This window comes from Enterococcus sp. AZ149 (genome assembly GCF_051714285.1).
Taxonomy (GTDB): domain Bacteria; phylum Bacillota; class Bacilli; order Lactobacillales; family Enterococcaceae; genus Enterococcus_D; species Enterococcus_D entomosocium.
The window spans coordinates 2,191,888-2,213,582 of sequence record NZ_JBIORO010000001.1; the positions used below are offsets into that span (position 1 = coordinate 2,191,888).

General features: G+C 44.0%; 14 protein-coding genes. 2 read left to right on the plus strand and 12 right to left on the minus strand.

The window, feature by feature from the left end:
• Positions 1-42 precede the first annotated feature (42 nt).
• Positions 43-411, plus strand: a complete 369-nt coding sequence (locus IGI94_RS10260; RefSeq protein WP_005235074.1) for an iron chaperone — start codon at positions 43-45, stop codon at positions 409-411.
• Between the two features lie 77 nt (positions 412-488).
• On the opposite strand, the gene IGI94_RS10265 is transcribed toward IGI94_RS10260, so the two are convergent.
• On the minus strand, positions 489-1,829 hold the full coding sequence (locus tag IGI94_RS10265) for a peptidoglycan DD-metalloendopeptidase family protein (protein ID WP_144330539.1): 1,341 nt from the start codon (positions 1,827-1,829) through the stop codon (positions 489-491).
• A 282-nt stretch (positions 1,830-2,111) separates the two neighbouring features.
• On the opposite strand from IGI94_RS10265, the gene IGI94_RS10270 reads away from it, so the two are divergent.
• Positions 2,112-2,543: a GNAT family N-acetyltransferase gene (locus IGI94_RS10270; protein ID WP_016613476.1), complete on the plus strand. Its 432-nt coding sequence runs from the start codon at positions 2,112-2,114 to the stop codon at positions 2,541-2,543.
• 286 nt (positions 2,544-2,829) lie between these two features.
• Here the strand turns inward: IGI94_RS10270 and IGI94_RS10275 are convergent, their stop codons facing one another.
• From IGI94_RS10275 to IGI94_RS10325, 11 genes are all read right to left on the minus strand, one after another.
• Complete coding sequence (locus tag IGI94_RS10275) at positions 2,830-3,531, minus strand: response regulator transcription factor (RefSeq protein ID WP_016613477.1); 702 nt, start codon at positions 3,529-3,531, stop codon at positions 2,830-2,832.
• A gap of 11 nt (positions 3,532-3,542) precedes the next feature.
• The gene (locus IGI94_RS10280) at positions 3,543-6,143 is read right to left on the minus strand and encodes a DUF4118 domain-containing protein (RefSeq protein WP_438899700.1); all 2,601 of its coding nucleotides are present in this window, start codon (positions 6,141-6,143) and stop codon (positions 3,543-3,545) included.
• A gap of 12 nt (positions 6,144-6,155) precedes the next feature.
• Positions 6,156-6,692 (minus strand): potassium-transporting ATPase subunit C, encoded by a 537-nt coding sequence (locus IGI94_RS10285; RefSeq protein ID WP_438899701.1) that lies wholly within the window; start codon positions 6,690-6,692, stop codon positions 6,156-6,158.
• A 41-nt stretch (positions 6,693-6,733) separates the two neighbouring features.
• A complete protein-coding gene (kdpB, locus tag IGI94_RS10290) occupies positions 6,734-8,764 on the minus strand; it encodes a potassium-transporting ATPase subunit KdpB (protein ID WP_438899702.1) in 2,031 nt (676 codons plus the stop codon).
• Positions 8,765-8,776: 12 nt separating this feature from the next.
• On the minus strand, positions 8,777-10,453 hold the full coding sequence (gene kdpA, locus IGI94_RS10295; protein WP_086332521.1) for a potassium-transporting ATPase subunit KdpA: 1,677 nt from the start codon (positions 10,451-10,453) through the stop codon (positions 8,777-8,779).
• A gap of 271 nt (positions 10,454-10,724) precedes the next feature.
• Positions 10,725-16,655: a bacterial Ig-like domain-containing protein gene (locus IGI94_RS10300; protein ID WP_438899703.1), complete on the minus strand. Its 5,931-nt coding sequence runs from the start codon at positions 16,653-16,655 to the stop codon at positions 10,725-10,727.
• 28 nt (positions 16,656-16,683) lie between these two features.
• Complete coding sequence (locus IGI94_RS10305; RefSeq protein WP_005235024.1) at positions 16,684-17,412, minus strand: LytTR family DNA-binding domain-containing protein; 729 nt, start codon at positions 17,410-17,412, stop codon at positions 16,684-16,686.
• A 656-nt stretch (positions 17,413-18,068) separates the two neighbouring features.
• Positions 18,069-19,112 (minus strand): DUF916 and DUF3324 domain-containing protein, encoded by a 1,044-nt coding sequence (locus IGI94_RS10310; protein ID WP_005235023.1) that lies wholly within the window; start codon positions 19,110-19,112, stop codon positions 18,069-18,071.
• A 111-nt stretch (positions 19,113-19,223) separates the two neighbouring features.
• Positions 19,224-19,871, minus strand: a complete 648-nt coding sequence (locus IGI94_RS10315; protein ID WP_438899704.1) for a WxL domain-containing protein — start codon at positions 19,869-19,871, stop codon at positions 19,224-19,226.
• Complete coding sequence (locus IGI94_RS10320; protein ID WP_438899705.1) at positions 19,868-20,176, minus strand: hypothetical protein; 309 nt, start codon at positions 20,174-20,176, stop codon at positions 19,868-19,870. The genes IGI94_RS10315 and IGI94_RS10320 overlap by 4 nt, the downstream gene beginning before the upstream one ends.
• A 14-nt stretch (positions 20,177-20,190) precedes the next feature.
• Positions 20,191-21,660 carry an adhesive domain-containing protein gene (locus tag IGI94_RS10325; protein WP_438899706.1) on the minus strand — a complete coding sequence of 490 codons (1,470 nt, stop codon included), beginning with the start codon at positions 21,658-21,660 and terminating at the stop codon, positions 20,191-20,193.
• Positions 21,661-21,695: the final 35 nt, after the last annotated feature.

Genomic DNA, 21,695 nt, shown 5'->3' on the forward strand with positions numbered 1-21,695 from the left:
CATTGCCTGTACTCGTTCCTTAAAACGAAAGGAGATCTCCCAATGGATGTATTAGAAACTTACTTAACCAGCATTGAAGATCCAGTAAAACAAGAAAAACTGCGTGCCTTATTTGCCGCTATTACCAAGAAATTTCCTGACCTCGTTCCAGTCATTAAATGGAATCAGCCGATGTTCACCGCCCATGAAACCTTTATTATCGGTTTCAGCGTTTCAAAACCGCACTTTTCTGTCTCTCCAGAAACCAAGTGTCTTGAACAGTTTATCGATGCCATTGAAAAAGCTGGCTACAGCCATACGGATAACATTTTTCGCATCAAGTGGACTGAGCCGATCGATCAAGCATTGATTGAAGACATGATCGCTTTCAACCTGAAAGACAAAGCGGAGATGACCCGCTTTTGGCGCTGAGCCAATTGAGACTTCGTAAAAGAAGAGCAACCAAAAAATCCGCAGAAGCCTGTTCGCTTCTGCGGATTTTCTGACTATTATAAGCCCAATTCTGGTGCCGGATCAAAGAATCCTGACCATAAGCTTGTTGACATCCCTAAATGTAGATGGACGCCAGTTGAATTTCCAGTCGTTCCCATACCGCCTACATATTGTCTAGCTGAGACGCTTTGTCCGACCGAGACAGCTGGCAGTGTACTAAAGTGCATGTAGTAGCTGTAAATGCCATTGGCATGTTTGATAATCACATAGTTACCAGTTGACGGACCATAGCCCGCTTCGACAACTTCGCCTGCTTGAATCGCATAGATCGGTGTTCCTGTCCCCCCGGTAAAGTCGATGCCATTATGTTGATTTCCTGATGCCCCTGTTGGATCTGTTCGATACCCAAAACGACTCGAAATATGAACCGAATCGACTGGCATTTGCCATCCACCTGTGCTTGCTTGTTCTTTTGGCTCAGTTGCTTGCTGCACAGGTGCAGGAGTAGCTGCAGTTTTTTCTGGCGCCACCGATATTTCTGGCGCCACTGCTGCTTCCGTCTTCGGCTGTGCTGCTGCCACTGCTGCTTGTTGAACGGCAGGATTTTCAGCAGTTTTAGCTGACTCGGCTTCTGCTGCTTGCTGGCGTTTTGCTGCTTCTTCTGCTTCTTTGCGCGCTTTTGCTTCTTGTGCTTCTTGCTCAGCCAGTTGCTTCAACGCTGCTTCTCGTTGCCGTTTTGCTTCTGCTTGGTCCGCTTCCAATTGGTCTTTTTTCTCTTCTTCGGTGTTCAATGCCAAGGCAAGGTCCGCTAGTTCAACTTCTTGATTCAATTTGACATCAGCTAATTCCGCTTGTTTTCCTTGCAATGCGCTTGACTGCTCTTCGATCGCAACCAATTGTTCCTGCAACTCTTTTTCCAATTTCTGGCTCATTGCGATATCTTCTTGCTGTTGTTCGACGATGCTATTGCTGGCATTCATGATCGTTACTGAAGCAATCGCCCGTTGAATGGCTTCTCCGATGGATTCAGCATCAACGATTTTTTGGAACAACCGATTGGAAGGTTCCGACGTTTGAATGTCACGCGCTTGATTCGCCAGTACCTCTGTGCGCTTGATGATTTTTTCTTCAAGGACTTGGATCTCTTGTGCCAAGGCATTGACTTCTTCTTCCGTCGTCGTTTTCTTTTGTAGGATTGCTTGGATTTCTCCTTCAATCGATTGAATCTCTGCCTCTGTGGATCGTTTCAGTGATTCTAATGAGGTAGATTCATTTTTTATGTCACTGATTTTTTCATTTTGCTGCTGGATCTTCTGATCAAAGCTGTCTGCGGATACCGTCACGACAGGCAGCGTCAGCAAAACAAGTGAACTTGCAACCAAAAGTGTCTTTTTCATTTTTTCTCCTTAACTAGATGTGTCTTATCGCTTTCTCTAGCATACCGAAAGATTTCATTCTTGGGGCTGTTTTCACACAAATAACATCTGGCTGCAAGAAATTGACATCTAGCTGAAACAAAATTGTTAGAATATTTCAACGAAAAAGATTGCTTTTCTTCGTCATTTAACCTTCGTTACTTATCAAGCGGTTCGTCTCCTGACCGATTGTCTACGAAAGTGCCGCTATTTGCAGCAATCAGTACTGGACCTATGCTATACTGAATAAAAACGGAGGTTCTCATGATACAACAAGTGACCCAATTTACTGATTCTGAATTAGAAACCATCGCCCAGATTTGGCTGCAAAGTAATTTGGATGCCCATGACTTTATTTCGGCTGCCCATTGGCAAGATAACTATGATTTTGTGAAAAAAGCCTTCTCTGATGCCCTTATTTACACCTATTCGGTGGATGATCAGCCCGTCGGCTTCATCGGGATGTTGGGTGATTATATCGCTGGTATTTTCGTTTTGAAAGACTATCGTGCCCACGGCATTGGCAAGCAGCTTTTACAAAAAGCACAAGCAGAACACGAGAAGCTGACTCTGAATGTCTACCAAAAAAATACAGCTGCTATTGCGTTTTATCTCAAAAACGGCTTTACCATCGTTTCTGAACAACTGGATTCTGATACCAATGAAATCGAAAACACCATGGAGTGGCATCGTTGATGCTGCTCTTTTTCCTATTTTTTTCTACCTGTTAGTTAACGAACCCTTTGGAAACTGTTTAATAAAAAAAGTATAACTGATCAAACAACATATTTCCCAGCAATACATATAGGACAAATATACAAAATTTGAATGAGCGACATTTTCCCCTTCGTGCAGTCCCATCTTCCCTTGGATTGGCACTGTCAAATGGTATAAAGCAGTGGATACTATGGTCATCGATGCAATGAAAGTAAACAGCCTCCTCCTAAATTTTAGGAGGAGGCTGTTTAGGATTGAATCGAACTTATACAGAAGATTCTGCTGGATACTCCCGCAAGCGATACCCGACGCCGATTTCAGTGATCAAATATTCTGGCTGCAGCGTATTGGTTTCGATTTTTTTGCGAATGTTTGAGATATTGACTCGTAAGGTTTGTGCATCCGCTGCAAAAGGTCCCCAAACTTCGCTGGTGAGCGTATCGTAAGTGACGACTTTGCCTAAATTCTTGAACATAACTGCCATGATGCGGTATTCGTTTTTGGTCAAATGGATCTCATTTTGATTCTTGTACAGGATTTTCTTCTCAAAATCGATCGTTAACTCCTTGTTTACGAGAATCGGGCTGCTGCTAAAGGCAGCTGACTCCTTGTGCCGCAATGCCGTGCGGATACGGGCAAATAATTCATTGGTACTGAAGGGCTTTGTTACATAATCATCGGCACCGAGGTCTAACGCTTGCACTTTGTCTTGTTCATCTTTGCGGGCAGAGATCACGATGATCGGTGTGTTCATGCGCTTACGAATGATTTTTAACAGCTCCATGCCGTCAATGTCCGGTAAGCCCAGATCCAGCAAGATGAAGTCGATAGTTTCTTCCTGCAAGAGCATCAATGCCTCCATGCCCGTGCCAACTGACGTAAAGTTGTAGTGTTCTCTTTGCAAGACGACCTCCATAAAATCAACGATATTCGAATCATCTTCAATCAATAAAAAATGTCGCTGCATGCTCTTCCTCCTTACTGCTTTAAATAAATACGAAAGATGGTACTGCCAGCTTTCGTTTCGATCGCCAATTTGCCTTCATGGGCATGGATGATGGTTTTAACGATACTCAGTCCGATGCCTAGTCCATTTTTGGAATCCACCGGCACTTCGGTGTCATTAGTCAAATTCGCTTGGATTTTTTGGTATTGCCCTAGGGGGATCTCCCCTTGGTTCTCGATTTCAATGACCACTTCTTGCTCCTGAAAAACTCGCAAGAAAATCGGTGTATCGGCGGTTCCATGGCGTACGCCATTTTCAATCAAATTAAACAAGGCTTGTTCGATCAAGATTGGATCGACTTTGACAAAAATCAGCTGATCGGGCATCTTCACGATGATTTTTTGTTGCGGATAGACTTTTTTTAGGTGCGTTAAAACCGCTTCGATAATTTCTTCGATTGGTTCTTCACTGCGCTTGACCGCCATGTTAGTCAAATTGATGCGGGTCACCGACAGTAAGTTTTCGACCATGCGGATCAACCACTGGGATTCACTTTGGATATCTCCTAGCAGCTTTTGTTTCGTTTCCTTTTTGATCGCGCCTTCGGTTTCGCTCAATGTTTCGGCAATGCCAGAAATCGTCGTCAGTGGCGTCCGCAAGTCATGAGAAACCGCACGCAGTAGATTGCTGCGGACTTTTTCCCGTTCGTTTTCTAATTGGATCTGTTCTTTCTCACTCGCCAGAGAGACTTGCTCCAACACGGTAGCAATTTGGGTGATCACAAGGCGCAAGTAATTCAATTGACTATTGGCCAACTGATGCTCCTCGTTGCGTTCTACCCCAAGGGCGCCTAGTGGTTTGCCGTTTAAAACGATCGGCAAGTAAAATCCATTGGCACCAATCAGAGTATCTGTGCCGCGACCGGCTTCTTTTTGATTTTTCACGACCCAAAAAGCGACGGCTTTCTCATCCTTGCCAGTCAGTTGAGACAATGTTTCTCTTGAAGAATGCAGACTTCTCAAGTGACCTTCCCTGTCATATAACGCCACTTCTCGCTGGAGTAAGCGTGCCAAATAGGTGGTCGTACTTTCATAAATGTCTTGCTCATTCCGCGTTTCCATGTATTGTTTGTTCAACTCATACAATATCTCCATTTGATGCTCTTTTTCCTTGGCATTTTCTGCCTGGGTCTTCAATCGAACCATCACATTACTGATCATTAAGGCAACGATCAGCATGATCACTAATGTGATTGGATAGCCTGCTTTATAGACCGTCAAGGAATACAAGGGGTCGACAAAGAACCAATTGTAAGAAAGGACACTAATGATCGATGCCATGGCACTCCAAAGATAGCCACTTGTGTAACGTGCCACTAAGAGAACAAAAAAGATATAAACCAGCATCAAATTCTGATCGCCGAAATGTAAGTACTGCATGCCTTCTGTCACTATGGTGGCGAGCATGATCAGCCCAAAGGTCAAGGTGAAATCTCGACCACCGCCTTCAAATAATTGCGAAAACGTCAGCCGTGGTCGCTGCATTTTTTCTTTAAAAGGAATCAAATGGATCTCAATATCATCAAGGCGCCGAATCAAGCGGTCTTCTAAATCCTCGACAAACAATTTTTGGAACCACTTCTGAGAAACCTGTTTCCCCATGATAATGTCACTGGCACCCGTCATTTTGGCATACTCTACGATGGTCTCAAAACTGTCATCCGCTTCGATGTTGATGACTTCTGCTCCCAAACGCTCTGCCAATGGCACCTCGGTAGGTGTATCATCTAACGATCGAATTTGAATCACCGTCCATTCCGCCCCCACTCCTTGGGCTAAGCGGGCGGTCCAACGAATGCATTTCTCTGCCATTTTCGGCAAGCGATCATCAATAATCGTCAAAAGCTTGCTTTGGACTCGTTTTCGACCGCCGTTCATTTGATTGATATGATTGGAAGCTTTTTGGATCGCTAATCCACGTAAATGATCAAGTTTTTCTGGCGTAAAAAAGTTTTTTAGTGCCCGCTTGGCATTTTCATCGGCATAGATTTTGCCTTGTTCCAACCGATCAATCAGTTCGTCTGGTTCAACGTCCACCACTCGTAAGCTGGCGTGCTGGAAAAAGGTGTCGGGTACAGTTTCTCTGACTTCCACTTCCGTGACCTTTTCCACGATGTCATTCAGACTTTCGATATGCTGGACATTGATGGTCGTGTAGACGGTGATTCCTGCATGCAAAAGTTCATCAACATCTTGGTAACGTTTTTTGTTTCGCGCACCAATGGGATTGGTATGTGCTAACTCATCGATCAAGACGATATCTGGTTTTAGTTGGATCAGTCGATCGATATCCGGCTCATATAGGGTCAATTGCTTGTGCTGATATTGCTTTAATGGTACTTGTGGTAACCCTTCAAGCAATCGATTGGTATCGGGACGTTTGTGGGGTTCGATATAGCCGATCACCACATTTTTGCCCATGAGCAAACACTCATGGGCTTCGGTTAACATCGTATAGGTTTTTCCGACACCGGCAGCAAAACCGAAAAATACCCGCAGCTTGCCACGTTTGGGGCCAAATCCGGCTTGCAGCAGCATCTCTTCTGGGATAGTCTGCTGGTTGTTTTCACTCATAGATGCTTCCCCCTATTCTTCGGGTAATTGATCGAGCTGCTGATTCAAGGTCATGATATTGACATATTCTCTCGTGGAGAACAGATCAGCTACTTTATTTCTGTTTATTATATCATGAATTGTTTGTTCATCGATGCCTCTTGTGTCAGCGATCCGCGGCAGTTGAAAAAGTGCCGCTTCGACACTGATATCAGGATCAACGCCACTACCCGAAGCGGTCACGAGATCGATCGGCACACTGGTTTGGGTTGGGTTTTCTGCCAGTAACGCCGCTGTCCGCTCAGCTACAGTCTTTTTTTGGGTCGGATCATAGGGCGACAATTGTGAAACAGTTTGATCACGGCCTTGGAAGTAACCTGTTTGGTCAAAGGGTTGCGCAAGCAGCTCAGACCCTTTGACCTCTCCACCTTCCACGATTTGACTGCCATTGGCTTGATGGGCAAAAAAGACTTGTCCGACACCGGTGACCAACAATGTATAGAGACCGCCAAATAGCACGGTACTAAATAGTAAAAATTTGATACTGGCAAAGAGGGTGTTCTTCATCATGTTTTCCTCCTAAATGACTCTTTGACTCTGATAGACTTCTCTTATAGTAGAACAGCTGACAAAAGCAAATCTACTAGCTTGATACAAATGAATGGTGCGATGATGCCGCCTAGGCCGTAGACGACAAGATTGTGCCGCAGCATTTGGCTGGCTGGTTTTTCTTGGTATTTGACCCCTTTTAACGCCAGAGGGATCAAGGCGATGATCACGACTGCATTGTAAATGACTGCGGACAAAATCGCCGTCAAGGGACTACCAAGATTCATAATATTCAGCGCTGCAAGTTCTGGATAAATCGCATAAAACAGGACAGGGATCACTGCGAAATATTTGGCGATATCATTCGCGATACTAAAGGTCGTCAATGCCCCACGGGTCATCAGCAGCTGTTTACCAATTTGGACTACTTGCAGTAATTTGGTTGGGCTGGAATCAAGGTCGATCATATTGCCCGCTTCTTTGGCTGCTTGTGTACCAGTGTTCATCGCCATTGCCACATCGGCTTGGGCGAGTGCGGGTGCATCGTTGGTTCCATCCCCCGTCATCGCCACCAAATGCCCTTTTTCCTGATATTCGCGAATCAGGTTCATTTTGTTTTCTGGTGTTGCTTCGGCTAAGAAATCATCGACGCCCGCTTCCGCAGCAATAGCAGCTGCCGTCAAGGGGTTGTCTCCGGTGATCATGATCGTCTTGATGCCCATCTTGCGCATGTCGGCAAATTTTTCTTTGACGCCGTTTTTCACGATGTCTTTTAAATAAACGACTCCGAGTACCTGGCCATTTTTCACTACGACCAATGGGGTTCCACCAGCCTTAGCGACCTTTTCTACGATCTCGTCACATGCCGTGTGATAGGTCTGCCCTTTTGCCGTCACATATTGCTTGATCGTATCCGCAGCTCCTTTACGGATCTCATCGCCACGATAGTCGATCCCAGACATCCGTGTTTTGGCACTAAAATCGATCCAATGAACATCGGCTTGCTGAAATTCCCGTTCCCGAATATTGAAGGCTTCTTTGGCTAAAATCACGATACTGCGGCCTTCCGCTGTTTCATCGGCAAAAGATGCCAACTGCGCTGCATCTGCCAACTCTTTGGCGGTGACACCTGGTACCGGCAAGAACTCGCTGGCACGGCGGTTTCCCAGAGTAATGGTCCCTGTTTTATCCAGCAGCAAAACATCCACATCTCCTGCTGCTTCAATCGCGCGGCCACTCATGGCGATGACGTTTTCTTTGGTCAAACGACTCATTCCAGCAATCCCAATCGAGGAAATCAAGGCGCCGATCGTGGTCGGTGCAAGACAAATCAATAAAGCGATCACGATCACACTGGAAATCGCCGTTCCCCGACCAGATAACTGACTGCTAAAATCGGTAAAAGGAATCAATGTGATGGAAACTGCCAAGAAGATGATGGTCAGTGTCACTAAGAACAGCTGCAAGCCAATCTCATTGGGTGTTTTTTTCCGTTGCGTCCCTTCCACCATCGCAATCATCTTATCCAAAAAGGAGTGGCCATTTTCAGCGGTCACTTTGATGACCAAGTAATCGGAAACGACTAACGTTCCTCCCGTGACTGCACTGCGGTCGCCGCCAGACTCACGAATGACAGGGGCTGATTCTCCTGTGATGGCACTTTCGTCCACCGAAGCAGCACCTTCCACGACATCCCCATCGGCAGGAATTTGTTCGCCAGAAGGAACATACACCAAGTCGCCTTTTTTCAAATCGGAGGATCGGACTTCGATAAAAGCCTCTTTCGCTACATCTTCCAAGGACATGACTTTGTAGGTCATGATTTCTTTTTTTGCTTGCTTCAAACTATCCGCTTGTGCTTTGCCGCGCCCTTCTGCCACTGCTTCGGCAAAATTGGCAAACAACAAGGTCAACCATAAGAAGACGGTCACACTGATGCTAAACCACAACGGGACCGTTTGTTCTTGAAAACATAAAATCGTTGTCAAGATCGCCCCTAAGTAAACCACAAACATTACGGGGTTTTTGATTTGTTGGCGAGGGTCCAATTTCTTAAAGGATTCGCCGATCGCCCATTGATAGATTTTTTTCATTTTTTCTCTCTCCTATTTCGTTGTAAAAAAGTCTGCGATTGGTCCTAAAGCCATCGCTGGTAAAAAGCTCAGTGCACCGATCACGATGATCACAATGATTAGCATCGTGACAAAGACTGGACTCGTGGTTGACAAGGTTCCTTCATTACGAACGGTTTTCTTTTTGGCACCCATGTTTTCTGCCAGATACAAGATGGCTGCGATGGGAACGAAACGTGAAACGAACATCAAGATACTACCCAAACTATTCAGGAAAACAGTATCTGCGGTCAAGCCGCCAAAGGCACTCCCGTTGTTGTTGCTGAACGAAGTTGCTGCATACAACAGTTCGCTAAAGCCATGGGCGCCTTGGTTGGTTAGCCAGCTCATGATGTCAGGATGCAAGGTCATCAACATAGCCCCGAAAAGCGTCAGTAGCAATGGCGTCAAAATAACGATACTCGTCATTTTAATGTCAAAGGCTTCGATTTTTTTGCCGATATATTCTGGTGTTCGTCCCACGAGTAAACCAGCGATAAAGACCGTCAATAATAGAAAAGCGATCATGCCATAAAGTCCGCTACCGACACCGCCAAAGATGATTTCCCCCAGCTGCATCAAGAACATTGGGATCGCACCCCCGAGTGGTGTGAAACTATCCAGCATGGCATTGACTGATCCACTGGAAGCGGCGGTGGTACTCACTGCCCAGAGACTCGACCAACCGATACCGAAACGTACTTCTTTGCCTTCTAGGTTGGCATTCCCAAGCACTTGACTGAATTGCGGCCCATAAGCTTCACTGATCACTACGCCAATAAAGGCCAGGATCAAAAAGACGGTTGCGGTGATCAAGATCGTACGTCCTTGTTTCCACTCTTTGATCCAAAAGCCAAAGGCAAAAATCACAGCAGCTGGCAGCAACAAGATCGCTAAGTTTTCTAAAAAATTACTGAACATCGTTGGGTTTTCAAATGGATGGGCGGCGTTGGCGCCAAAAAAACCGCCGCCGTTGGTCCCTAATTGCTTGATGGCGATTTGACTCGCTACCGGCCCGAGCGCCATCCAAAAGGATTTCCCTTCAAATCCATTGACTTCCACGCCGCTGCTCAACGTTTGAACGACGCCTTGAGACAGGAGCAAGATCGCTAAAATCAATGAGAGTGGTAAAAGGATATACAGTAAGGAACGGGTGATGTCTTGCCAAAAATTCCCTACCGTTCGTTTTTGTTTTTGCTGCAGCCCACGAATCAAGGCACACAGTACAGCTAGTCCTACTGCCGCAGATAAGAAATTTTGCACCGTTAATCCTAATGCTTGGGAAAGATTGGTCAGTGCTTCTTCCCCAGCGTAAGCTTGCCAGTTCGTGTTCGTCACAAAACTGACGGCTGTGTTCAATGCTAAGTCAAAGGACAAATTCTCAACGGCCGCCCCTTGCGGTAACCAGTGCTGGACCATCAATAATCCGGTCAATCCGATGATGGAAAAGACGCTGACGGCCAAGACGGAAAATAGATAGGTTTTGGCGGTCATTTCTTTTTTGCTGACCGAACCAATCACTCGATAGGTCAACCGTTCAATGGGTTGAATAAAGCGGACAAACCGCGGTGTTTTTCCTTGCATGATTTCTTTGATATACCAGCCCAAAGGAACCGCTGCTGCTAGTAAGATCAGTAAAAATAAAAAGCCTTGCACAAAATAGCTACTCATCGTTCTCCCCCCTCAAACAAGTACCAAAAGAGATAGATCATTACGATCACTCCGATTATTCCTAAAACAAGATTCATATTCTTCACTCCTTCATGACGTAAGCATACGCAAAAAGAAATAAAAATAGTGTAAATCTTCTGCTAGCATCTTTACATCTTCTTTATACGGCTGCTTATCAGACAAGAAAACCGCAATACTGCAGGTTTTTTTAGAAAGCAAACTAAAAACAGCGGCTATCATTAAGGATAGCCGCTGCTATAGTCATTGAGACTTATTTCGTTTTTCTGCTTTTGTTCGTGTGTTTCTTACGAAAGAAGACGATCCCCGCTAGTGCCACAAGGCTCACTCCTACAATCGAATAACCTTGAGTGATGGCTGTACCGGTCTTTGGTAACACCCGTTTGTCCTTTGCGGTCGCTTTGCTTTGTGTACCAGGCTGTCCTGCATCCGTTGGTTTTTCTTGCCCTTTATTAGAATCATCTTTCTCTGGCTGCTTATCATTCTCCTCTGGTTCTTCTGCTTTTTCAATGACTTTGATCGTCGCTGTGGCGGTGACTGCTTCTTGTGAGTCAGTACCAAATAAGCGTGCGAAAAAGTTAGGAGTTGCTGCTTCATCGGTTATGATTGAATAAGTGACTTGATAGGATCCGGTTTTTTTGGTATCAACCGAACCGTCCACCAACAGTTGCTCCAACGTAAGTGTGTTACCATCACGATCTGTAGCGGAGACAAAATTGTCGGCAGCTGTCCAGTTGTCACCAACATAAATCACGCTATCTTTCACAGTCACAGAGGTCTGGTCTGCCAACACGGTAATTGTGGCAGTGGCTTCGGCTTTGCCGTTGCGATAGGTTACTTGGTATTTTCCAGGCACATCAGTATTGACTGTACCGCTAGTCAATACTTGATCATAATCGACTGCTTGTCCGCTTTTATCTGTTGCCGAGACAAAATTATCGACGGCTTGCCACTTCTCTCCTTCATAGATCGTACTGTCTTTTGCTATGACCGTTTCTTCGTGAGCAACCACAGTGATTGTCGCTATGTCGCTGACTTTTCCATTCGTATAAGTGACTTCGTATGTGCCTTCTTGAGTGGTATCGACGGTACCAGTAACGATTACTCCTGATAATTCAACCGTTGCTCCCGTTTTGTCTGTAGCTAAGACAAAGTTGTCGGCAGCTTCCCAATCGTCACCGACGTACAGAGTACTGTCTTTGGCTTTGACACTCGTTTGATCAGCCAATACGGTGATCGTGGCAGTTGTTTCAGCTTTACCATTGCGGTAAACCACTTCATATCTGCCTGCTTTAGAGGTGTCAACTGTGCCTGATACCGTAATATCGGCAAGTTCTAGTTCTTTGCCGTCTTTGTCTTTGGCCGACACAAAGTTGTCGGCGGCTTGCCAGTCATCGCCTTCATAAATCGTACTATCTTTGGCGACTACCGTTTCTTGGTTCGCAACAACCGTGATCGTAGCAATAGCTTCCATTTTACCATTGCTATAAGTAACTTTATACTGACCTTCTTTGCTGGTATCAACTGATCCGCTAACGATCACTCCTGAAAATGGTAGGTTTGCTCCGGTTTTGTCTGTGGCTGAGACAAAGTTGTCGATTGCTTGCCAGTCATCCCCGATATATAAGGTGCTATCTTTGGCTTCAACTGATGTTTGATCAGCTAACACGGTGATCGTTGCTTTCGCCTCGGCCTTGCCATTGCGATAAATTACTTCATATTTCCCTGGTGTGGCGCTGTCGACTGTACCTATCGTTGTGATATCAGCCAGTTTTACTGCGTTGCCGTCTTTATCTGTTGCCGACACAAAGTTATCGGCGACTTGCCAGTCATCGCCTTCATAAATCGTACTATCTTTGGCGACTACCGTTTCTTTGTTGGCAACCACCGTAATCGTCGCCGTTGCTTTTACTTTGCCGTTTTGATAAACCACTGGATATTGACCTTCTTTGGAAGTATCAACGGCTCCACTAACGGTCACATTTGAAAATGGGACATTCGATCCTGTTTTGTCTGTGGCTGAAACAAAGTTATCAACCGCATGCCAGTCATCCCCAACATATAAGGTACTGTCTTTGGCTTTGACACTCGTTTGATCTGCCAATACAGTGATCGTCGCTGTTGCTTCGGCTTTGCCATTGCGATAGGTTACTTGGTATTCTCCTGGTACTTTCGTATCCACTTCACCACTGGTGGTGACTTCTGCCAAGCTTAACGGTTGCCCCTTCTTATCCGTTGCTGAAACAAAGTTGTCCGCAAGCTCCCATGCATCTCCAACATAAAGTGTACTATCCTTGGCCACGACTGTTTCTTGGTTGGTAACGACCGTAATTGTTGCGACTGCTTTTTGATTGCCATTTTGGTAAATTACTGGATATTGACCTTCTTTGGAAGTATCCACGGCTCCACTAACGGTCACATTTGAAAATGGGACGTTCGCTCCTGTTTTGTCCGTTGCCGAAACAAAGTTATCAACCGCATGCCAGTCGTCCCCGATGTATAAGGTGCTGTCTTTGGCTTTAACCGAAGTTTGGTCGGCTAAGACCGTGATCGTGGCTGTTGCTTCGACTTTGCCGTTACGATAGATCACTTGGTATTCTCCTGGTGTATCCGTGTCAACTTCACCGATAATGGTCACTTCTGATAGTGACAATGCGTTTCCGTCTTTATCCTTTGCCGCTAGAAAATTATCAGCTGCTGTCCATGCATCGCCCACATATAACGTGCTGTCTTTGGCTGCCACCGTTTCTTGGTTGGCCACCACAGTGATCGTCGCTGTCTCGCTCACGTTGCCATTCATGTATTTGACTTCATAAGTGCCGACTTTAGATGTGTCGACCTCACCGTTGACGGTAATTTCCGAGAAGGTCAACGCATTGCCATACTTGTCTGTCGCTGAAACAAAGTTGTCTTCAGCATGCCACTCGTCTCCCACGTAGATCGTGCTATCTTTGGCGTCGATCGTCGACAAGTCTTCTTCTGGTGTGATGCCGACAGAAAGATGATTGCCCGTCCGGTTCACTTGCACCTCTTTACCAAGCTGAAGTTCCTGTGGTATGACGTAACCTTCTGGGACGTAGGAAACATAAAGCATATAGGTCCCTGTATAAATATCAGCTAATTGATACTCTCCCTTCTCATCCGTTACAACAGAAATAACATCTCCAGTCAACTGATTCCAAAGCATCAATGTAACGCCTGCAATTTTCTGAGTTGGTTCTTCGGTATTATAAACATCAAGTGACGCACTAGTTTTGTAAATGATCCCGTTTGAATCACCTGCCGAAAATTGCAGGTTAGTCACCGTCGAAGTAGCTGTCCGTTTGGCTTCCGACAAGGTATCAATCGTATCAGAAACGATCGTTGCTGAAGCTGAGATTTGGCCGGCGTTTTGTGAAAGTACGTTGTAACTGATTTCGATATTTTTCGTTAAAACATAGTTTGAAAAGACAAGCTGTACGTCTCCGTCAACTTCTTTGATTTCGTAGCTATCGTCTGGCACATTTGAAACATTGATTGACCTAAGATCGATTTCACCATTGGTATTTCCCAATGATTTTAGAAGGATCGTTGGATTTGCTACTTTTTTCGAGCCATCATCGATATTTTTTGTTGTGACCTTGACCTGAGTCATGTTTTTTGTATTATTCACGGTATTTTGAGTAATCCCAATAATATCCGTCGCTGTATTGGAAACCGAAACGGTAGTTGAGCCTTGCTGATTATTTGATAGCGGCTCTTTTGCAAAACCAGGTACATAAATCGTACTCATTTCCTGCCAACCATTGGCGTACCGATAGGAAATGATGTAGCGATGGTTAGTCGTCCCAAAATCAAAGGTATAATAGTTGGTTGCCTCATCATGGGTGATCGTTGGATAATTCGGATCGCTTTCTTTCATGGCTTGATTATCATAATAACCACGATCCCAGTACTGTGGATAAATGCCACTGACTTGTTCATTGGAAACATCGATGATCGAAAACACAACATCCGTATTTTTCGGAACATGGGTCTCAACAGTCAAATCACTGATGGTATCTTGACGAGCGTTGACTAAAAACTGATTCTTACTGCTTTGGAGCGTGCGTTCAGAATACAGTTTTCTTCCGGTATAGACGGAGGTATGAACCGTGTCAAGTCCTGTCGCGGAAATCGTGATTGGAATTGTATCGTTAGGAATTGATTTTGTCGGTGCTAAACTGTCTGGCACATAATTGAAGCCAATATCAAATTGAACAGAATAGGTAATGGGCGACGTAAAGGTGACCATCGTTCCGCCTGCTACTTCTTCAATCGTATAATCAGTTCCTAAAGTATAATAGAAGCCGACTTTTGGTACCTTTCTTAAAGAAAGATACTCGGGATGTTCAATAAACATTTGTAAATTTTCGATCGGTTGTGAGGTGCTGCCTTCGATATTGACTGAAGTGTCACTGGCATAGGCACCATTTTGATCATAATTTCCCCAAGCAGTTTCAGCGTTATTGGGATTAAGAACACTGATTGGTTCGACGTAGTTGTCTTCAACGATTTTGAATTCTTTATTAGCAATTAACGGTGTCGAGACATTGAGGATGATATCTTTCTGATCAAAGGGTACGGTTATGTTCGTGGAACCAAGAGTGAGATTGCTGTCTTTTGTGGCCGTCACAATCAGTTTGTCCCCATTATTTTCGACAGAAAAATAATCCGTAAAAGTCACATTTTGATAGAAGGCGTCTCTTGCTGTTAACTGTTTCGCCGTGATCGGCTGTCCGTTTTGACTCGAAAGAATGATTTGTTGACCTGCTTTCATCTCCGTCGGCATTTGATGAATTGATACATAGTAGTTTCCTTTAGAAAGGCCATTCATAAAACTGGCAGAAGCAACCCCCATATAATACCTAGAATCGACTTCTTTTTCATCTTTACTGGTTGCTGCGGTAAAGGAAAACCCTCTGTTTTGGGCAGCTGTTTGTTTTAGCTGTACCGAACCAAATCCGGTCGTCGGATACCCTTTTGAAAAAGAAGAAGTATAATCCGTCAACGCGGTCAAACTCATCGTGAATTGATAAGAAACACCATAGGCCTTTTGCTTGTCCATTTGTTTGACTTCAACAGCAGTATTGTAGAGACTATTTGAGGTGATTGTGTAGTCCGTCCCTTCAGTCAATGCTGTTTGTGTTTCTGGCTTGATCTTTCCTTTGATATCCACTTCATAGCTGAAGACTTTTAACGGTTGGGTCTCAATCTTTTTGAAGGAAGCCCCCGGCGTATCAACCAAATGCAGTGAAAGAGTTTCCGTTCCAGATAATGTCCGATCAGTATTGTAGTAAACCATTCCTTGCATCCCAAAGACATTTTTTTCTGACACATATTGAATCGGGTCAACTTCTTCATACAAATCAATGGCGTAGCTTGTCTGGTTTTGATCGCCCATCTCAATGGTTAGCTGAGGCTTGTCTTCTGAATAAAGATAACTGGTCAACTCGATCGAAAACGATGCATCATGAATGGATTGGTTAAAGGTGATCGTTAATTGATGGGCGGCGCTATCTACTGCCCACGAAGCATTGATTGCTTCATTTGTTCCTTGCATATCACTAAAACCAAGGCCTTCCGGCAGGTCAAAAACAGCAGTGGTACCGGCTAAGTAGTCTTCGTCATTGATTTCAAAGTCTAATTTCAGTTTCACCGGACTATTGTTTAAAATCCGCGTTTCTTCCGTTTGACTGAACTCCTCACCAGCAATCGTCAGTAATGTGCCTTTTTCTAAAAGCTCTTGTCCATTGATGCGGGTGCTGACACGGGAACTCTTTTCGGCTCCTTTTGCCTCTTTCGATTCAGTTTCTGAAGAACTTGTTTGCGTCGAATCTGTAGTATCTGCTGTATGCGTTGATGAAGTTGTAGCAGGCGTTTCACTTTGACTCGTTGTTGCTGCAACCGTCTTGGAGGTTGCTTCGCCGCTTTCTTCTGAAGAACGATCCGTTTGAGTAGTCTCAGTTGTTTGCGCGTCGCTTGTGTTTGTTTCATTGGCAACGCCGCTGGTTGATTCCAGCAGATGATTTGAGTTATCTAAAGTACGAATGGTCTGTTCCTGTTCCGTGGTTTCCGCAAGCGCCATGACCGGAGTGATCACTTGGGACAGACCTAAAGCGGTAACAACAATGCCATGACGAATTCGTTTATTTCTCTTTTTCATTTTTTTCCTCCATTAAATATATGTAGTTTTAACTGATTGCTTTACGGATTTTTTTTCCAACTTCTAATTCTTCCCCATTAAAAAAGCAAAGAACATTGTTTGTTCGATCAATCATTTTGATTTGTCGCGCATTAATAATGTACGATTTGAATACTTTATAATACTCAGGCAAATCTAGCTGTTTGATGACCTTTAACGAAGTTTCAATGCACTCAACTGATTTCTTTTGATGGAATACGATTCGGTTTCGCTCACCTTTGATCGTTGTTATGTAGTTGATTGCTTCTGCATCAACGATCATCAACTCTCGTTTACTAACAATTTTTAATAAGTGTTTTTTTCCCAGCAATGATCGTTTCACTTCAATTGCTTCTGTTAACAAATTTCTTAACTGCATTGCCACATCCTTTTCTTCTGTATCGATGATTCCTAAAGGACAGATAAGATTCAGTTTCTTGATTTCGATTTTGGACGCATAGGCACCATAAAAAGCAATTTGACACTTTTTGCACTGCTCCCTCAATCGCCCTGCTAATTGAAAACTTCGATCAAAGCCCATCATTTCAATGGAAAATAAAAATAAATCGTTCACATCTGTTAGATACCCTTCAAGAAAAGAATCTAGTTCTTCCGGTGAAATGATCTCCACCATAGAATAAGGAACATGACTTTCAGTGATCATTTTTTTCATCAAATTTCCATTAAAAAAGTTGTCATCTACTATATAAACAGCGAAATTGCTCAAATTTGCAGACATCTTAATTCTCCTTTTCACATCATTTCTAATTGTATTCTTAATTAAAAATGCCTGCTTGCACTTTCAAACGAATTAGCGAAACGTTTATGCAAAAAAGGTAGTTTAAATTAAAAACAAAGTAAGAAAAGACTTTATAATTGGTCTAAACCTATTATAGTAAAGGAGTTCCCGTCGTACTGCTTTCTTAACACATTTATAAGACAGAAAGCGCAAACAACAATAAAAACTTATGTTTTTTTAAGTAGTTTAACTAATTAACAATTCCAAAACTTACCGACTACTGCCCAACCTTTCTAATGATTTTAAAAAAAAAAACCTTCGTTCAAATTAAATATTAATCGTTATTTATTCTTCGTTTTTTCGCAAAAAAAAGCTACCCTTCTCTTTGGGCAGTCCGGTTAAGGGTAATCAACTGTTTCCTCTGAAGATTTTCCATCAAAATAAAAGTGATCGTTCGCTGCTGTAAGATGCAATCAAAAAAATTTTCTACTTAATTTACCATATCGAATCTTCATGGACACGACAAAAAACCATTTATTTCGAACAATAAATGGCCTGTTTGCTGCTTTTATTATGCTTTTGATTTACATGCATCCCGTGAATTTTGATTGTTTTCTTTTTTCCTTCTATATTAATAAGGAATTTCTTACAAGTGCTCATGGGGTTTTATCATCTGTTTTTTTTAATGCTCGTTTTAGTTTTCGATTATGCCAAATCAGATAAGCGATGATCAAACATAAAACACCACCAATCGATAGATAGAGAAGGATCGGCGAAGCGGTTTCTTCAATACTGACATCTTGCTCGTTTCTTTCTTGCGCTTCTTGCCTTGCAACTTGGAAGGTCGGCTCTCCCTGCCATTCTTGATCGGCTGCTTTAAGGGTCGCTTTTATTTCATACTCTCCTGATAACAGTTCCTTTCCATCCAGCGGAAGTGCGTAATTCATTAATGCATTGGGCGCTAATTGGATTTCTTTTTCCCCTTTGATGGCTGTTGCTTTTCCTTCATGGAACACTTCATAAGCAAGCGTGGCTTTACTGAGATAATCGGCTGCTGCATTTTCCACCGCTACGATGATGACATTGCGGCGGTTGATCTCTTCCAAATGGGCTTCTTCAATTCGGACCGCTGGCGGGATGTCTGACTCTTTATTTCGGAGCAATACCGCCACTTCTCTTGCTAATAGGTTTTGAACATTCCCTTGAAATTCTTCACTGCCGGTTTGCTGTACGTATAGTCCCCCTGCCAAAATCCCATCAAATGATTTAGATGGCATCCGGACTGTCAAGGTGATTTCTTTTTGTTCATTAGGGGCTAATGAAAGTGTTTCATCACTCAAAGTAACGAGTTCTTCGATCGCGTACGGAGCAGAAGGCGTTGCTTCCTCATTTGCCCCAGAGTACTCAACGACGCCAGTCATGTTCGTGACCGCTCGATTAAACGATAGCTGTAGATTGATTGGTTGCTCGCTTTTATTGGAAACCATGACTGCTAGTTTTTCTTCTGCCTTGGGCTCCAGCAACAAATCATAGTACATCAACTCTTTGTCCCGCTGTGACTCCGGCAATTTGATTTGAACATCGAAGGTATCAAGTGAATCTGCTGCCCCCGTACTACTAGTACCAATGAAAAATAAGACCGTTAGAATACTTACTACCCAATACTGAAATCCTTTGCCTCGAAGTTTGTTCTGATGCATCCTGTCAGATCCTTTCTACACAAAATAGGAAAGAAAAATCAGCTAGCATAAAAAGCAGCCGCTTAGGCAAGCTGCTTTTTTTCTGCTAACTGTTAAGCAATGACTACTAACCTATGGGGTCGTCGGAGCACTGCTGATCGTCCAAACGAGGGTCGTTTGATAGGTTGCCGATTGTTTTTCCGTATTGGCTGGGATCGAAAGGGTAAATTGTTCTAGAGGCATCGACGTTTCACCGATCCCTTCACCAGCATTGGCGGTCAAGAAAGCATATTCATTGTTGATCGCCACAAAATCAAGCTCGCCATTGGCAATATCACTGGTTCCGGTTGGCGGCGAACTTAAGTTGTTGGTCAATGTACCCGTATCTACCGTTAATACCGCACCGTCCAACGTACTGTCTCCTGCCGTAAATTGGGTTGCTTGCCGTACTTTAATTGCCCAAGAAGAGTTCGCCTGTCCTCGGTTATCACTGACTGCAACTGCCCCTCTTTGCAGCGTGGACCCATCGCCAGGTAGTCCAGTCCCATCTGTAGTAGCCACCCACGTTTCGGCATTTTCTGTTTGGATCTCATGGGCACCAAAATCTAAATTCGTTGGTAGCTGCGTATTGGGATCACTCCCGCCTTTATCCGGGTCAAACACGATGCCACCAGAGGTATATTCTACGACACCGGTCGTATCGTCCGCTTGCACCGTGGTCACAATACTAAGGGCGGTCAATACCCCCAATGCGCCTATTACCGATTTCTTTGAAATCATGTTGCCATCCTCCTTTTTTTGATGCAAATGATCAATGTCAGACTAATGAAGAATCCACCTATTAAGGGCAGCCAAAAGTGATTGGTTTCAGCAAGCTGCGGCAGTGGTTCTTCTACGTTAGTGACCGTTTCTTGACTGGGCGGTGGTTCAATTTCTTCATCAATTGAATCACTGCTAGCTGTTTCCGTTGGTCCTTCATAAAACTCAATGTTGCCGGTCGTCGTATTGGCTACTGCTGATGGAACGAAACCGCAGAAACTGCCGATCATCAAAATCAGAAGCAGCACAAGGGGATTCTTTTTCATTCTGCTCTTCCTTTTCAAGGTGTATCGGAAACGGTCCACACGACTGTGGCGCGATACTGACCTTGAAATTTAGGTGTTTTCTCAGGTACAAATAAATTGAACTGGGAAAAATTAACGGTCAGTCCACCAGTCGATGCCGCATTTTCCAACGCCACCACATTTTTTTCGACATTTTGCTGCAGGGCAATCGTTGCATTATCAGGTAAAACCACTCGACCGTCTGTAAATGTCGAATTGACAGTTCCAAGCTGAACCCTTAATTCGGCAGCTGGCAATGTTCGCGTGCCATTGACCCAATTGGTGGATTGTCTGACCTTGACTTGCCATTTTTTCTGACGATTGCGGGTATCATTGATTCGTAAAATCCCAGTGGTAGCTGCTGCGCTTTGATCGCCGTTGGCGGTTGCCCGCCACGTCTCACTCTTTTTCGTTTGAATGGCATGTCGGCCAAAATTCAGCTGAGTCGGCAAATTCGTCCGATCCATCGTCAGTGCTTCGACCATGAAATAAACCATAGTTTGGCGACTGCTGATATTTAGCGCACTAAAGTTTAAGAGATTGATGTCCGTCGGCTTTGCTTTCAAAACAGAAGCGGAAAAATTAGCGGTCCAATTTGCAGTCAACTGACCCGGACCTGAAAGTAACGTCGGAATTTGAACATCCGTTGCTCCTAAAACAGCTGCATCCGCTAGCTGTTCTTGGACAGTTGCCAAATCATTCAACGCTGAATTCACGGTGCTCAGCAGGGTATTGAGCAACCCTTGCAGCAATGTGCGAACGACGCCGCCAATATCGATACCGATCACTCGGATCTGGGTATTTTGAATCGCGGTACTTAAATTCCGTAGAATTTGCGGGACATTGGTTCCTAAGACGACACCAAGGTTCGAACTCATATTGGCATATAAAGCTTCTTTCTGGGTCGTAAACTGCAATGGACTGGTAAATTCAACATTCCCAATATTTCCGACAGTCTTTAGTAAAGAAATCTGCTGATTGATCGCTGTCAAATCGATTTGAACAATCCCAAGGTTGAGATTTAGTGAACTGGTCAAGGAATCAAGCGCTGTTAAGATCGCATTCAAAAGTGGGACATTGGCAATATTGACTGTGGTCGACGTCTTGATCGATGCGGATCCATTGGCACTAATGCTAGTTCTCAATTCTGCTGGGATCGCTAATAAAGCAAATTTATCTTCCCCACTGACATTGACAGAAGCATTCAACCCGCCGTTGCCTTTAATAGAAAAAGTCACTGGTCGATTTGTCACGCTGCCTGGCCATGGAACGCTTACTGAGGTGCCACTTGTATTGGCACTCGTTAAATTGCTTAAAATCTCCACATCTAAAACATTCACTGCTGCTTCGGCTTTTATTGTCGTTGTTAAAAGATACAAATTGACGAAACTGATGCTGGTCAAAAAGAGAATTAATTGGCCGATCGTCCATTTGTAAAGACATTTTTCCCTCCTTCTGCTTTTCATACCATTTCTAACCCTTTCTTTACGAAACGATGATC

Excerpts from the sequence above, each read along its gene's own strand:
- IGI94_RS10275 (WP_016613477.1), bottom strand. The coding sequence starts at position 3,531 with ATGCAGCGACATTTTTTATTGATTGAAGATGATTCGAATATCGTTGAT.
- kdpA (WP_086332521.1), bottom strand. The coding sequence starts at position 10,453 with ATGAGTAGCTATTTTGTGCAAGGCTTTTTATTTTTACTGATCTTACTA.
- IGI94_RS10325 (WP_438899706.1), bottom strand. The coding sequence starts at position 21,660 with ATGAAAAGCAGAAGGAGGGAAAAATGTCTTTACAAATGGACGATCGGC.
- IGI94_RS10260 (WP_005235074.1), top strand. The coding sequence starts at position 43 with ATGGATGTATTAGAAACTTACTTAACCAGCATTGAAGATCCAGTAAAA.
- IGI94_RS10280 (WP_438899700.1), bottom strand. The coding sequence starts at position 6,143 with ATGAGTGAAAACAACCAGCAGACTATCCCAGAAGAGATGCTGCTGCAA.
- IGI94_RS10265 (WP_144330539.1), bottom strand. The coding sequence starts at position 1,829 with ATGAAAAAGACACTTTTGGTTGCAAGTTCACTTGTTTTGCTGACGCTG.
- IGI94_RS10270 (WP_016613476.1), top strand. The coding sequence starts at position 2,112 with ATGATACAACAAGTGACCCAATTTACTGATTCTGAATTAGAAACCATC.
- kdpB (WP_438899702.1), bottom strand. The coding sequence starts at position 8,764 with ATGAAAAAAATCTATCAATGGGCGATCGGCGAATCCTTTAAGAAATTG.
- IGI94_RS10310 (WP_005235023.1), bottom strand. The coding sequence starts at position 19,112 with ATGCATCAGAACAAACTTCGAGGCAAAGGATTTCAGTATTGGGTAGTA.
- IGI94_RS10300 (WP_438899703.1), bottom strand. The coding sequence starts at position 16,655 with ATGAAAAAGAGAAATAAACGAATTCGTCATGGCATTGTTGTTACCGCT.
- IGI94_RS10285 (WP_438899701.1), bottom strand. The coding sequence starts at position 6,692 with ATGATGAAGAACACCCTCTTTGCCAGTATCAAATTTTTACTATTTAGT.
- IGI94_RS10315 (WP_438899704.1), bottom strand. The coding sequence starts at position 19,871 with ATGATTTCAAAGAAATCGGTAATAGGCGCATTGGGGGTATTGACCGCC.
- IGI94_RS10305 (WP_005235024.1), bottom strand. The coding sequence starts at position 17,412 with ATGTCTGCAAATTTGAGCAATTTCGCTGTTTATATAGTAGATGACAAC.
- IGI94_RS10320 (WP_438899705.1), bottom strand. The coding sequence starts at position 20,176 with ATGAAAAAGAATCCCCTTGTGCTGCTTCTGATTTTGATGATCGGCAGT.